At 72.1% G+C, this 13621-nt stretch carries 9 protein-coding genes; 5 read left to right on the top strand and 4 right to left on the bottom strand.

Translation table 11 applies throughout. The features are described 5' to 3' along the window. Nucleotides 1-146: 146 nt before the first annotated feature. A complete protein-coding gene (locus G6O68_RS24180; protein WP_165251230.1) occupies nucleotides 147-710 on the bottom strand; it encodes a DNA-3-methyladenine glycosylase I in 564 nt (187 codons plus the stop codon). Between the two features lie 205 nt (nucleotides 711-915). On the opposite strand from G6O68_RS24180, the gene G6O68_RS24175 reads away from it, so the two are divergent. Next, on the top strand, nucleotides 916-4938 hold the full coding sequence (locus G6O68_RS24175; protein WP_165251229.1) for an Ig-like domain-containing protein: 4023 nt from the start codon (nucleotides 916-918) through the stop codon (nucleotides 4936-4938). A 3-nt stretch (nucleotides 4939-4941) separates the two neighbouring features. Here G6O68_RS24175 and G6O68_RS24170 read toward each other — a convergent pair whose 3' ends face one another. Genes G6O68_RS24170 through G6O68_RS24160 form a run of 3 tightly spaced genes read right to left on the bottom strand, consistent with a single transcriptional unit; the run spans nucleotide 4942 to nucleotide 7014 of the window. Further along, nucleotides 4942-5718 carry a sugar isomerase domain-containing protein gene (locus tag G6O68_RS24170; RefSeq protein WP_165251228.1) on the bottom strand — a complete coding sequence of 259 codons (777 nt, stop codon included), beginning with the start codon at nucleotides 5716-5718 and terminating at the stop codon, nucleotides 4942-4944. Then, complete coding sequence (locus G6O68_RS24165; protein ID WP_165251227.1) at nucleotides 5715-6545, bottom strand: SDR family NAD(P)-dependent oxidoreductase; 831 nt, start codon at nucleotides 6543-6545, stop codon at nucleotides 5715-5717. Before G6O68_RS24165 ends, G6O68_RS24170 begins: the two co-directional genes overlap by 4 nt. Before the next feature lie 7 nt (nucleotides 6546-6552). After that, nucleotides 6553-7014, bottom strand: a complete 462-nt coding sequence (locus G6O68_RS24160; protein WP_165251226.1) for a RidA family protein — start codon at nucleotides 7012-7014, stop codon at nucleotides 6553-6555. A gap of 227 nt (nucleotides 7015-7241) precedes the next feature. Here G6O68_RS24160 and G6O68_RS24155 point away from each other — a divergent pair, with 227 nt between their 5' ends. The 4 genes from G6O68_RS24155 (at nucleotide 7242) to tnpC (ending at nucleotide 13586) form a co-directional block, all read left to right on the top strand. Continuing rightward, nucleotides 7242-8135, top strand: coding sequence for a carbon-nitrogen hydrolase (locus G6O68_RS24155; RefSeq protein ID WP_165251225.1), 894 nt, complete (start codon nucleotides 7242-7244; stop codon nucleotides 8133-8135). Between the two features lie 278 nt (nucleotides 8136-8413). Continuing rightward, nucleotides 8414-9538 (top strand): agmatine deiminase family protein, encoded by a 1125-nt coding sequence (locus G6O68_RS24150; RefSeq protein WP_165251224.1) that lies wholly within the window; start codon nucleotides 8414-8416, stop codon nucleotides 9536-9538. A 37-nt stretch (nucleotides 9539-9575) separates the two neighbouring features. Beyond that, the gene (locus tag G6O68_RS24145; protein ID WP_165251223.1) at nucleotides 9576-12134 is read left to right on the top strand and encodes a DUF5060 domain-containing protein; all 2559 of its coding nucleotides are present in this window, start codon (nucleotides 9576-9578) and stop codon (nucleotides 12132-12134) included. A 48-nt stretch (nucleotides 12135-12182) separates the two neighbouring features. Continuing rightward, complete coding sequence (tnpC, locus tag G6O68_RS24140) at nucleotides 12183-13586, top strand: IS66 family transposase (RefSeq protein ID WP_165251222.1); 1404 nt, start codon at nucleotides 12183-12185, stop codon at nucleotides 13584-13586. Nucleotides 13587-13621: the final 35 nt, after the last annotated feature.

The raw sequence follows: 13621 nt of genomic DNA, 5'->3' as shown, positions 1-13621 counted from the left end.
ACGCCCGTCGCCGCGACGCGCCGGCCCGCCAGGCCGGCCGACGCGCGGCGACTCCTCGCCTGATCAGGAACGATCGTCGACCGGGTGAACTTACGCGGCGGGCCCGATTCGCGCGGAATTCCGCCGCCGGCCGCCCCGACCGGGCGTCAACGCCCCCCCAGTTTCCCGTGGCGATGGCAGTCGACGAGGTGGTCGTCGACCAGCCCCGTCGCTTGCATGAGGGCGTAGCAGATGGTGGATCCGACGAAGTTGAACCCGCGCCCCTTGAGGTCCTTGCTCATCGCGTCGGAGACGGCGGTGCTGGCGGGGACTTCCTGGAGCGATCGCCAGGAGTTGCGGATCGGGCGGCCGTCGACGAACCGCCAGATGTAGGCGTCAAACGTGCCGAACTCGTCTCGGACCTTCAGGAAGGCCCCGGCGTTGCGCACGGCCGAGGCGACCTTCAGGCGGTTGCGGACGATCCCCGGGTCGGCCAGCAAGGTCGCCACGCGGTCGGCGTCGAACCGGGCGACGGACTCGGGATCGAAGCCGTCGAAGGCGCGCCGGTAGTTCTCGCGCTTGCGGAGGATCGTGTCCCAGCTCAGGCCCGCCTGGGCGCCTTCCAGGATCAGGAACTCGAACCAGCGGCGGTCGTCGCGCGTCGGCACGCCCCACTCCTCGTCGTGATAGCGGATCGACGCCTCGTCCTTCGCCCAGCCGCAACGCTTCATCGACGCCTCCCCCCGGCCTCTTCGGGTCCTCCAAGCCCGCGATCCTAGTCGACCGCCGGCGGCCTCGCCACGTTGGATCGCCTCGACATTCTGGAGGGATGATACGCGACATGATAGGATCTGGCTGTCGGATCGTCGCCGGGCGGGCGGCGACGGCCTCCGCGTTCTCCTGGAAGGGAAGCGCCTCACCGGACGAGTGCCTCTGATGACCGGAATGGACGCGAAGGGGCCGGGATCCCTCCCGGCGGGGTCGGACGGCCGGCGTGCGCGGGAGATCGAACGCCGGAAGCGGCGGCAGCGGCCGAGCCTCGACGGCCTGGAGGCGCGCGTCGCGCCGGCCTCGGGCTTCGCGGCCGGGCTGCCGGTCGCGGCGCGTTACGCCGTCTCGGAGTCGTTCGGGAGCCGCGACGCCTCCTATGCGGCGACGGACGACGGCGGGGCGATCGTCCTGGCGAACGCCGCGAACGCCTACGACGCGACAGTCGGCCCGGGGGGATTCCGGATCGTCTCCGGGGCCGATTCGTGGTCCCTCTCGGTCCGGGGCCTGGGCTACGGCGAGGACGTGCGACCCCTGGGGGCGGCGACCGTCTCGACCGACACGAACCGCGTGGAGTACGACCACGGCGCGGTGACGCAGTGGTACGTCAACGGCCCGCTCGGCCTCCAGCAGGGCTTCACCCTCGACGCCCGCCCCGAGGGCTCCGACCTCGGCGGCCCGCTCACGATCGTGCTGGGTGTCGACGGCCTGGTCGTCGCCCCCGAGCCGGGCGGGACCTCCGTCGCCCTGGTCCGCGGCGACGGCTCGACCGCCGCCTCCTACGGCGGCCTGATCGCCTACGACGCCGCCGGCCGGTCCGTCCCCGCGACGATGTCGGTGGACTCCGGCGGCTCGATCGCGATCCGGGTCGACGACGCCGGGGCCGCCTACCCGCTGGTCGTCGACCCGTTCGTGGCGCGGGCGCGATTGCCGGTGGATTCGTCCGAATTCGCGATGAGCGCCGACGGCCGGACGCTCGCCGTCGGCCAGGAGTTCTTCGGCGAGGTGGGCGACCTCTTCTGGGCCGGGGCCGTCTTCATCTACGAGCGGGCCGGGGAGACCTGGGTCGAGACCGCCCGGATCCAGCCCGACCTGCCGATCGCGCAGAGCGGGTTCGGGCACTCGACGGCCCTCAGCGGCGACGGCTCCACCCTGTTCGTCGGCGCCGATCGCGCCCGGTTGGACACGTCGGAGCGAGGCGTCGTCTACGTCTTCGCCCGCACCGACGACGGCTGGGACCAGGTGCAGGTCATCGAGCCGGGCCCCGACGGCCGGGGATACTTCGGGGCCACGCTGGCGACGAACGCCGACGGGGGCGTCGTGGCGATCCCCGACTTCCCCCACGCCCAGGAGCCGGCCGGGGGGCCGAGCGTGGTCTGGATCTACGCGAAGGACGGCCCGACCTGGGCGGTCGAGGCGGGCTTCGGCTCGCCACCCGGCCCCGCCTTCTCCGGCCTGGGACCGCCGATGGAATTCGACGACGCCGGGACGACGCTGCTGGTCGGGGCGTCCTCCGCGTCGAACTCCGGAGGGGAGGCGTACCTCTTCACGAAGGAGGCGTCGGGCTGGATGCGAAGCCTGCTCACGGACCTGGACCCGAGCCTCGCGGGCTCGACCCGCCGGCTCGGCGAGGGGGTGGCGCTGAGCGGCGACGGCTCGACCATGCTGGTCGCCTCGGCCCCGACCTCCGAGACGAACGCCTACACCCGGTTCGCGATCCGGACGTACCGGCGCACCGGCGCGGGCTGGGACTTCACGGGGGACTTGCCTTTCCCGACAGGCCTCGGCGAGGCCGTCGGCGACGGCACCGTGGCCGTCAACGCCGACGGCACGATGGCCGTGGCCCTCGCCAGAGCCACCGGCTACGCGTACGTCTTCCGGAAGGAAGCGGGGGCCTGGACGCACCTCTCGACCTTCTGGACCGGCGACGCGTACCGATTCGGCCTGGCCTTCGCGGGGGACCTGCTCGCGGTCGGCGCCTACGTGGGCTATCCGACCGACCCGGCCGCCGGCGGCCTGCGGCTCTACTCCTACGAGCCGGGCTTCGAAGTGACCGGCCAGCCGGCCGACGTCGTCGCGATCCCCGGCCGCCCCGCGACGTTCACCGCCGAGGCGGGAGCCCCCGGGCTGGTCGCCGTCTGGCAGGCGGCCGACCTCGGGGGGGCCTGGACCGACCTGGCCGGCGGCGAGACGGCGACCATCGGCGGCCGGACCCAGAGCTGGTACGCCGCGACGACGCCGCAACTCACCGATCGCCAGTTCTACCGCGTCGTCTTCACGGACCCGGGCTCGGGCCAGGTCCTGGCCAGCTTCGCCGGGACCTTGAGGAGCCGACGCGCCGAGGTCCGCGTGGAGGTCGACGCCCCCCGGGTCCCGACGCGGGTCGGCGAGGCGACGACGATCGAGGTCCGCGTGGCGACGAACTCGGCCGGCCTCCCCGCGCCGACCGGGAAGATCACGCTGAGCCTCGGGTTCGATCGATACGAACTCGAGCTGACGGACGGCCGAGCCGTGTTCCAGATCCCCGGAACGACCCCGGCTGGGGAGTACGCCCTGTACGCCCAATACGAAGGGGACGGCCTCCACGGGACCGGAGCCTCGCCCGAGTCCACCCTCGTCGTCGAGCGTCGGGGCTCGATCCTGACGGCCGAGGCGCCCATCGAGGCGGCCGTCGGCGGCGGAGCGACGATCACGGCCGTGCTCTCCCCCCGGGACCTCCCCCTGGACCCCATCGGCGGCGTCGTCTTCCTCGACGGCGGCCAGCCGATCGCCTTCGTCCAGGTCGTCACGGCGGGCGGCCGGACGACGGCGACGTTCTCCACGTCGGGCCTGAGCGTCGGCGACCACTACATCCAGCTCGTCTACCTGGGCGACCTCAAGACCGCGGCGGCGTCGTCCGGGGTCTACAAGATCACGGTCAGGCCGTCGGGGGCGACGGTCGTCGGCGGCCTGTCCGCCCCGCTCGCCGGGACCTCGCCGGCGATCGCCCCCCCGGCCGACGGCCCCCCGCCGCCGGAGACCTCGCCGGGCGACCCGGCCGTCGCGTCCGCGACTCGGTCGGTCGACTCGGGCGACGACGTGATCTTCACTCTCCCGACGGGCGGGGACTTCGCCTCGATCCAGTGGCAGGAGAGCGACGACCTGGGGGCGACCTGGAGCGACGTGCCCGGCGCGACCGGGGCCTGGCTCCGGTTCACGGCGAGCTTCGGGCTCTCCGGCCGCCGGTTCCGCGCCCGGCTCGTCGACGGCGGGGGGACGGCCGTGTTCTCCCCGGCCGAGGTGCTGGAAGTCGCCCGGCGGCCGATTCGCGTCGCCGTGCAGACCTACCCGCTCCGGCCGATCATCGGGGAGGACTTCGCCATCGTCGTGCAGGCCGCCCCCTCCGCGACGGGCTCGGCCGCGACCCCCGAGGGCGATGTGACGCTCTCGTTCGGGACGTTCACTCAGACGCTTTCCCTGGTCGACGGCCGGGCGCAGTTCTCGATCCCGGCCGGCGCCGCGTCGGGTCATCGCGTGGCCCGCCTGACCTACGCCCCCGCGACCCCCGAGTTCGAAGCGTCGGTCGTCGACGTCCCGCTCACCGTCGGTCGCCGCTCGTCGTTCTTTTACGCCTCGGCCCCGTGGGACGTCATGCTGCCCGACGCGACGCCGGTCCAGGCGCTGATCTCGAGATCGGAGAGCGGGGCTTACGCCACCGGCGGCGTGATGGTCCTCGACGGCGGCCGGCCGATCGCCCTGATCCCGCTGGATCCGGCCTCCGGTTCCTCCTCCTACTCCATCGCCAAGGCCTCGCTCCGGCTCGCGGCCGGGGTCCATTACCTGCAGTTCGTCTACCTGGGCGACCCGAAGACCTTGATGTTCTCCTCGGGCGTCAATCGCGTGGAGGTGCTGGACGCCAGTCGACAGGCGGCGGCCCCGGCGGCTTTCGCGGCCTCCGCGAGCCCGGATCCGGCTCGCCCGGCGTCCGGCGTGGCGACGGCCTTGCGGGCCCAGGAGACGGCCGCCGCCCAGGTCGCCTCGTCGCTCGCACCTTCGAAGCCCCGATGGCGAGGCGCCGCGGCGGCGTTCTCCGCCCGGCCGAGGCCGCAACGCGCCTCGCCGGTCCCGCCCCCGGCCCGCCCCCGAACGCGGTTCGTCGATCCGGGGACGATGGTCCGGGCCCGCACGGGCGGCTGGCCCGGCTTGCCGTGACGATCAGCGGTAGAGCACGCCGACCCGTCGCCGGTAGTCGTCGTAGGTCTCCTCGAACAGGCGGCGGGCGGCTTCGGGGCCGAGGTGGAAGGCGGAGGTGAGGACCTTCGGGGGCTTGCCGGCCTCGGTGAGCAGGCGGGCGACCTCGGCCTTGATCAGGTTGATCAGGGCGCAGCCGGTGACGGTGGAGAGGGGGGCGACCGGCGTCGGCAGCCCCTCGACCCACACGGCCGAGTCCCCCGGCGGGGCTTGCTGGTCGAGGACCAGGTCGGCGATCTCGTGGAGCTTCCGGCCCGACTCGTGCTTCGACGTGGAGACGTCGGCGTTGGCCCGCGAGGTCAGGGCGACGACGGTCATGCCCAGGCGTTTGGCCTCGGCCGCCACGTCGATCGTCACGGCGTTGCAGCCGCTGCTGGAGATCGCCAGCAGGACGTCCGCCGGGCTGACGACGAAGTTCCGCCAGAGGACCGGGCCGAAGCCCTGCACGTTCTCCAGGAACATCGCCTGCCGCTGGCCGTTCGCCCCCACGACCGGGTTGTGGTAGCTCATCGACAGCTCGACGATCGGGTGGAACCCGGGGAACGACCCATAGCGCGGGAACATCTCCTCGACGGCCATCCGCGAGTGCCCGGTCCCGAAGACGTGGACCAGCCGATCGGCCAGGATGGCGTCGGCGAACAGCCGGGCCGCCTCGCGCACGGCCGGGAGCTGCGTGGCCTCGATCGCGTCGAGCCCCGCGCGGGCGGCGCGGAGGTACTGAGACAGGACGTCGTCGCTCATGAGTTCTCGGAGGTTGCGGGGGCGGGGGGGAGGCGGCCTTCGGAGACGCACCAGCCGCCGTCGACGTTCAGGACGACGCCGGTCGTGAACCGCGAGGCCGGCTCGCAGAGGAAGAGCGCGGCCTCGGCGCAGTCCTCGGCCGATCCGGGCCCGCCGGCCATCGGCTGCTTGGCGGCCAGGTAGGCGAGGATGGCCGGGTCGCCGCAGGCGCGGGCGGCCATCGGCGTCTCGATCAGGGCCGGGGCGATCAGGTTGAACCGGATCCGGTCGCGGGCGTACCTCGATGCCGCCGCCAGGGTCATCGACTCGACGGCGCCCTTGCTGGCCGCGTAGGCGATCGTCCCGAAGAGGTCGGGGGCCGGCGACCGGGCCAGGACCGAGCCCATGTTCAGGACGGTCCCACGCAGGCCGTGGGCGTCGGGCTCCTGGGCGAGCATCGCCCGCACGGCGGCGCGGTCGGTCAGGAACGTGGACCGGGCGTTGGCGTCCAGCACGGCGTCCCAGCCCTCGACGGTGCACTCGTGCAGGGGGCCGTCGCCGAAGCGTCGGCCGCTGATGCCGGCGACGTGGAACATCACGTCCAGCCGGCCCCCCAGGAAGGCGAGGGCCTCTTCGAACAGGCGGTCGACGTCGGCCGGTTCGGCGGCGTCGGCCGCGAGCAAGAGGGCCCCGGGGCCGAGCGCCTCGGCGGCGGCCGCGCGGGCGTCGGGCGAGCGGCCGCAGGCGACGACTCGCGCGCCCTCGGCGAGGAACCGCCGGGCCGTCGCCAGGCCGATGCCGCTCGTCCCGCCGACGATCAGGCAGCGCGAGCCGTCGAGGCGACCCATGGCCGCGTCAGTCCTTGACCTGGAAGATGGCCTCGACCTCGATCGCCATGCCGCCGGGGAGCGAGCCCGCGCCGAAGGCGCTGCGGGCGCCGATGCCGGCGTCGCCGAATACGTCCTTCATCAGGTCGGAGAAGCCGTTGATGACCTTCGGCTGGTCCTTGTAGTCGGCCGGGCAGTTCACCAGGCCCAGGGTCTTCACCAGGCGGACGACCTTGTCGAGCGAGCCGAGCTGGTCCTTGAGCGTCGCCAGGATCGCCAGGCCGGTCTGCCGGGCGGCGGCCTGGCCGGCCTCCAGGTCTAGGTCGACGCCGACCTTGCCTAGGATCAGGGAGCCGTCGGGCTTCAGCGGCCCGTGGCCCGAGACGTACAGCATCTCGCCCACGCGCACGGCCGTGACGTAGGTCGCCACCGGCTTCGGGGCGGCGGGCAGCTCCAGCTTCAAGGCGGCGAGGCGTTCTTCGGCTCCCATGGGCGGCGAGGTCCTTACGTCGTGCGGTCGAGGATCGATCGGATTTGGAGGCGGGACGCGCCCCGCCGACATCGCAAGAGCCTAACGGCCCGCCGCCGCCGATTCAACCGGGGCCGCCCCCGGGACCGTCGCGAGGAGGCCGGCCCGGTAGCCCGCCGCCCGTCGGGCTGTTAGCATGACGGGGACAGGAATTCGACCCACCCGCCAGATAATCGAGGCTCGACGCAATGAGGGCGAACCGCCCGCCGTTCCGCGTGGGATTGATCCAGATGATGTGCTCGACCGACCCGGTCGACAACCTGGCCCGGGCCTCGGACATGCTGCGCGAGGCGGCGGCGAAGGGGGCCCAGGTGGCCTGCCTCCCGGAGCTGTTCCTGACGCAGTACTTCTGCCAGACCGAGGACGCCGCCACCTTCGACCTCGCCGAGCCGATCCCCGGCCCGAGCACCGAGGCCCTGGCCGCCCTGGCGCGCGAGACGAAGATGACCATCGTCGGCTCGCTCTTCGAGCGCCGGACGGCCGGCGTCTACCACAACACGGCCGTCGTGCTGGAATCCGACGGTTCGCTCGTCGGCAAGTATCGCAAGATGCACATCCCCGACGACCCGCTCTACTACGAGAAGTATTACTTCACCCCCGGCGACCTGGGCTTCAAGGCTTTTGAGACCAAGCACGCCCGCGTCGGCACGCTCGTCTGCTGGGACCAGTGGTACCCCGAGGCCGCCCGGCTCACCGCCCTGCAGGGGGCCGAGGTCCTCTTCTACCCCACCGCCATCGGCTGGCACCCGAGCGAGAAGGCCGAGTTCGGCGAGGCGCAGGCGTCCGCCTGGGCGACCATGCAGCGCGCCCACGCGATCGCCAACGGCGTGTTCGTCGGCGCCATCAACCGGATCGGCCACGAAGGCCCGGCCGACGGCGGCCTGGAGTTCTGGGGGGGCTCGTTCGTCGCCGACCCGTTCGGCCGCATCCTGGTCCAGGCGAGCCGCGACCGCGAGGAGGTCCTCGTCGCCGACTGCGACCCCCGCCTCCAGGAAGAGACCCGCCGCAACTGGCCCTTCCTCCGCGACCGCCGCATCGACGCCTACGCCCCGATCACCCAGCGATTCCTGGACGGGGGCTGAGCCTGGAGAAGGCGAGGGCCGCCGAACTCCGACGGTCCGCGTGCTCGTCTCCCCCCTCAGCCTGTCTTCCCTTCCCCCCTCGGTGGGGGAAGGTGGCCGAAGGCCGGATGAGGGGGACGATCCAGGCGGACTATGCGAAGAGGCGACGGTTCCTGGAACCGCTGATTTCTCCGCCGGCTCTCGTGCTCGTCCTCCCCCTCCTCCGGCCCTCCGGGCCACCTTCCCCCACGAGGGGGGAAGGGAATTCGGAAACGCATCCCACGCCCGGAATCTCTCCCATGACCGCCACGCCCGCCCAGCTCGGATATCGGATGCCCGCCGAATGGGAGCCGCACGAGGCGACCTGGATCGCCTGGCCCCACAACCGCGAGGACTGGCCCGGCAAGTTCGCGCCGACGCCCTGGGTGTATACCGAGATCGTCCGCGTCCTGAGCGGCCACGAGACCGTCGTGGTCGTCGTGGCCGACCGCGCCATGAAGCGGAAGGCGGCAAAGATGCTGGCGGACGAGGGGGCGGACCTGGATCGCGTCCGGTTCTTCAAGGCCGCGACCGACCGCGTCTGGCTCCGCGACTCGGCCCCCTCGTTCGTCGTCCGCGACGGCGACGCCCCGTCGGCCGCCGAGGCGGAGGGGGAGGGCGAGCCCGCCGGCCCGGTGGCGATGGTCAACTGGAAGTTCAACGCCTGGGCCAAGTACGACAACCACCAGCAGGACAAGCGGCTGGGCCGCCGCATCGCGCGCAAGACCGGCCTGCACCGCTGGGCCCCGCGCGCGATGGTCCACGGCGTCGCGCGTCGCGTCGTGCTGGAGGGGGGGGCCATCGACGTCAACGGCCGGGGCACGCTGCTGACGACCGAGGAATGCCTCCTCAGCCAGGTGCAGGCCCGCAACCCGGGGCTCGGCCGCGAGGGGATCGAGCGGGTCTTCGCCGACTACCTGGGGATCGCGAACGTGATCTGGCTGGGTCGGGGCGTCCTCGGCGACGACACCCACGGCCACGTCGACGACATCGCCCGGTTCGTCGACCCGAAGACCGTCGTCGCGGCCGTCGAGGGCGACCCGGACGACCCCAACCACGAGCCGCTCCAGGACAACCTCCGCCGCCTTCGCGAGGCCCGCGACCAGGACGGCGAGCCGCTCCGCGTGGTCGAGCTGCCCATGCCCGGCCCGGTGGTCTTCGAGGGCCAGAACCTGCCGGCGAGCTACGCCAACTTCTACATCGCCAACGGCGTCGTGATCGTCCCCACGTTCAACGACCCCAACGACCGGCTCGCGCTCAACATCCTCGCCGACCTCTTCCCGGACCGGAAGGTCGTCGGCATCCACTGCGTCGACCTCGTCCTGGGCCTGGGCACCCTGCACTGCCTCTCGCAGCAGCAGCCGGCCGCACCGGCCGGATCCTGAACCGCTCCTCGCACCCGATCAGGGAAAGGGCCGTCCCATGAAGACCGCGTCCTGGACCGCCGTGCTCGTGTGCCTCGCCGTCGCCCCCGCCCGCGCGCAGCTCGCCGTCGAGGCCGACGCGCGGGGGGTGGTCGAGGCCCGCGTGGGGGGGACGGCGTACCTGTCGGACCTGGCGGTCTCGGTGGTGAAGCCGGGATGGTCCGGGGACCTGGCGAATCAGCGTGCCGTCGACCCCTCGACGGTCAAGGTCCACCGGGAAGGCGCGACGACGACCTACACGATGCCGCTCGCCGGGGGGCCGCTGTCGGGCCTCCTGATCGAGCGGATCACCCGCGAGAACGACGGGGTCACGCTGGAGTTCGAGGTGATCCCCGACCGCGAGGCCGAGCTGGAAGCCGTGCTCCTCCGGGGCTCGCTGGCGACGGCCGAGCACGCCGGCAAGACCGCGTATCTCGTCGCCGAGCCGGACGGCCCGCGCGGCGTCCTGCCGGCTTCGCTCGACGCCGACCGGTACGTCGTCTGGTCGGGCGACCCGGACTGGCTCGGCCTGGAACGGCCCGGCTCAGGCGGACTTCGGCTGACGCCCCGCGACGTCCGGTTCCAGCTCCAGGACGACCGCAAGTGGGACGCGTCCCACTTCAGCCTCCTGATGACCGCGAGCGGCGGCGAGGTCCTCGCGCGCAAGCCGATCCGGTTCGGTCTGGCCCTCCGCGCCGAGGCCCCCGGTGCGCTGGCGAAGGCCGCCGCGCCGGCCGCCGCCCCGGCCGGGAAGGACGACCGTCCGCTGGCGATCGTCGACCCCCGGCTCGACCGCGACCGCGTGGACGTCTTCGCGACGGTCGCGCTCGACGCCGACGTCCACGCCCGCTACGAGAACCCGTTCGACCCCGATCAGGTCGCCGTCGACGCCGAGGTCCGCAGCCCGGACGGCCGTAAGGTGAGCGTGCCGGGATATTATCACGTCCCGTTCCGTGTCGAGACGAAGGGGCGGGCCGAGATATTGACCGTCGACGGCGCGCCGGGCTTCCGCGTCCGCTACGCGCCGACCGTCGCCGGGAAGCACGAGGTCGTCCTTAAGGTCCGGGACGCGACGGGCGACGTCCGCTCAGCGCCCTTGACGTTCGTGGCCGAGGCCTCGAAGTCGCCGGGGTTCGTCCGCGTGGCGAAGGAGGCGCCGGGCTACTTCGCGTTCGACGACGGCTCGTCGTACTTCGCGATCGGCGAGAACGTCTGCTGGGCGAACGGCCGCAGCCCGCTGGCGAGCTTTAAGGCCTGGTTCGAATCGCTGGGTAAGGCCGGAGGCAACTGGGCCCGGCTCTGGCTGGCGTTCAACGAGAAGGGGCTCGAATGGAGCCCCTCGCCCACGCCCAAGCCCGGGACCGGCTCGTACCAGGGGCTCGGCCGCTACGCGATGGACAACGCCTGGCGGCTCGACGAGGTGCTCCGGATCGCCGAGGCGAACGGAATCCGCCTGATGTACTGCATCGGCACCTACGGCGAGTTCAAGGACGGCGGCTTCTTCAACGAGGGGAGCTGGGTCAGCAACCCCTACAACGCCCGCAACGGCGGCCCCTGCGCCCGTCCCGAGGACTTCTGGACCGACGCCGCGGCCCGCAAGCTCTACAAGCAGCGGCTGCGTTATCTCGTCGCGCGCTGGGGGCATTCGCCGTTCGTCTTCGCCTGGGAATTCTGGAACGAAGTCGAGCCCGGCCCGGGCGTCGCCGCCTGGACGAGCGAGATGGCCGCGTACCTCAAGTCCATCGACCCCAACCGCCGTCTCGTCAGCACCAGCTACGGCTCGCCGCCGATCTGGAACGACCCCAACGTCGATTTCACGATGACGCATATGTACGGCCAGGCCGGCGAGACGCTGGACTTCACCGACCGGATCAAGCGCGAGACCTGGGCCAACCTGGAGTTCGGCAAGCCGTATCTCCTCGCCGAGTTCGGCATCGACTGGCAGGCCGGCGACGAGAAGTGGGACCCGGAAGGCCGCGGCCTGAACATGCACAACGGCGCGTGGGCGTCGATCGCCTCGGGCGCGGCGGGGACCTCGATGCTCTGGTGGTGGGACGGCTACGTCCACCCCAGGAACGTCTATCACGTCCTCACGCCGATCAAGGCGTTCGCCGACGCGATCGACTGGGCGAACAGCCCGATGAAGCCGATCGCCCGGATCGCCGTCGAGGCGGCGGCCGACGAGGCCGAGTCGTTCACCGACGTCACCGTCCGCTCCTCGCAGGGCTGGGGCCGCACCGCGTCGAACCGCCACGAACTCCGCCGCGACGGGACCGTGGAGGGGGGGCCGATGGCGACGACCCTCGGCAGCCCCACGCGGGGCGGAAACGGCAAGGAGCTGTTCTCCGAGGTCGCCTGGACGCTCGACATGCCCCGGGGCGGCGAGGTCCTGGTCCGGATCGGCGAGGTCTGCACCGCCGCCCGGCTTCGGGTCGCCGTCGACGGCCGCGAGGTCCTGGACCGGGCGCTCCCGACGGGCGAGCCCGGCCAGGGGCCCTGGAAGTCCTCCCGGCTGCTGGAGCCGTACAAGGTCTGGGTCGCGGATTACGACCGGGGTACTTGGTTACCGGGCCTTTGACCGCTGCCCCGTAGCGTTTCGCGAGTCTTGTCGAGTAAAACACTCGACATGGATGCCATCTCGCCGCCCACCTACGAGGAACTCGTCGACCTGACCCGGCGTCAGTCCCGTCAGATCGACGAGCTACGCGCCGAGGTGGAACGGCTCAAGGCCGAGTTGGAGCAGTCCAGGAGGGCCGGCAAGCGGCAAGCCGCCCCCTTCTCCGAGGGCTCACCCAGAGCCGACCCCAAGCGGCCCGGCCGCAAGCCCGGGCATCCGCCCAGCCATCGACCCATACCGCCGCCAGGGCAGGTCGATCGCACCATCGAGGTCTCGCTGCCGCCGGACTGCCCGGAGTGCCACACGCCACTCGGCGAGGCCCCTGTCACGATCCATGACCAGTATCAGATCGACTTGCCCGAGCCCAAGCCGGTCGTCACACGCTTCCGCGTCCCAGTCACCCGCTGTCCGTCCTGTCGCCGCCGGGTCCAAGGCCGTCACGCCGAGCAGATCTCCGACGCCCTGGGCTCCGCCGCCATTCAGTACGGCCCTCGCCTGCTCGGCCTCGCCGCCGACCTGAAGCATCGCCTGGGCGTCTCCTACCGCAAGTGCTCCTCGGTCCTGCTCACCCTCACCGGCGTGGTCGTCGCCTCGGCGGCCCTGGTCCGTAGCTCGCATCGCCTGGGGAAGCTCGCCCAGCCCAGCTATGACCGGCTGGTCGAGGCGGCGCGGAAGAGTGCCGTCCAGCAAGTCGATGAGACCGGCTGGAAGATCGGCGGCCGGTCGGCCTGGCTCTGGGTCTTCGCCGACGAGCACGCGACCCTCTACCGCATCCGCCCCAGCCGGGCTCATGAGGTGGTCGTCGAGGTCCTGGGCGAGGGGTTCGCTGGGGTACTGGTCAGCGACTGCTTCCTGGCCTACGACCCGCTCCCCTTCTCCAAGCAGAAGTGCCTGGCCCACCTGCTGAAGACCTGCGGCGAGATCGAGCGGTCCAAGACCCGGGCGGCGGTGCGGTTCAGCCGTCGCGTGGCGGCCCTGCTCCGAAAGGCTATGGCCCTGAAGCGTCGCCGTGCGGACCTGAGCCCTCATGGGTACGCCGTAGCGCGGGGCCGACTCCACGCCGAACTTGATCGGCTCTTGGCCGGCAACCTGACCGACCCGGACAACGCCCGGCTGGCCAAGCGGCTGCGCAAGCACCAGGCGCACCTCCTGAATTTCCTCGACCACGACGGGCTCGATGCGACGAACACCCTAGCGGAGCGAGAGATTCGCCCGGCGGTGATCGCGCGTAAGCTGTCGGCGGGGAACCGGACTGAGGCTGGTGCGGAGACGCATGCGGTCCTGGCGAGCGTGCTACGGACGTGCCGCCGCCAAGGGTTGGACGTCCTTCAATCCGTGGGCGAGTTGCTCCGCCATGGTCCGGGTTCCCTCATCCCATTCCCTCACATTCAGGCCGGCTCATCGAAGTCGTAGCCCACGCCCCCGGGCGAGGAGCGCCGAGCCCGCGA

This window comes from Paludisphaera soli (assembly GCF_011064595.1).
GTDB lineage: Bacteria > Planctomycetota > Planctomycetia > Isosphaerales > Isosphaeraceae > Paludisphaera > Paludisphaera soli.
Note: the sequence above shows the minus strand (reverse complement) of the source record. Positions and strands in the feature narration are given on the sequence as shown.

Bases quoted from the DNA above. Each gene is read 5' to 3' on its own strand.
- G6O68_RS24160 (WP_165251226.1), bottom strand. From the start codon at position 7,014: ATGGGAGCCGAAGAACGCCTCGCCGCCTTGAAGCTGGAGCTGCCCGCC.
- tnpC (WP_165251222.1), top strand. From the start codon at position 12,183: ATGGATGCCATCTCGCCGCCCACCTACGAGGAACTCGTCGACCTGACC.
- G6O68_RS24170 (WP_165251228.1), bottom strand. From the start codon at position 5,718: ATGAGCGACGACGTCCTGTCTCAGTACCTCCGCGCCGCCCGCGCGGGG.
- G6O68_RS24175 (WP_165251229.1), top strand. From the start codon at position 916: ATGACCGGAATGGACGCGAAGGGGCCGGGATCCCTCCCGGCGGGGTCG.
- G6O68_RS24165 (WP_165251227.1), bottom strand. From the start codon at position 6,545: ATGGGTCGCCTCGACGGCTCGCGCTGCCTGATCGTCGGCGGGACGAGC.
- G6O68_RS24150 (WP_165251224.1), top strand. From the start codon at position 8,414: ATGACCGCCACGCCCGCCCAGCTCGGATATCGGATGCCCGCCGAATGG.
- G6O68_RS24155 (WP_165251225.1), top strand. From the start codon at position 7,242: ATGAGGGCGAACCGCCCGCCGTTCCGCGTGGGATTGATCCAGATGATG.
- G6O68_RS24145 (WP_165251223.1), top strand. From the start codon at position 9,576: ATGAAGACCGCGTCCTGGACCGCCGTGCTCGTGTGCCTCGCCGTCGCC.
- G6O68_RS24180 (WP_165251230.1), bottom strand. From the start codon at position 710: ATGAAGCGTTGCGGCTGGGCGAAGGACGAGGCGTCGATCCGCTATCAC.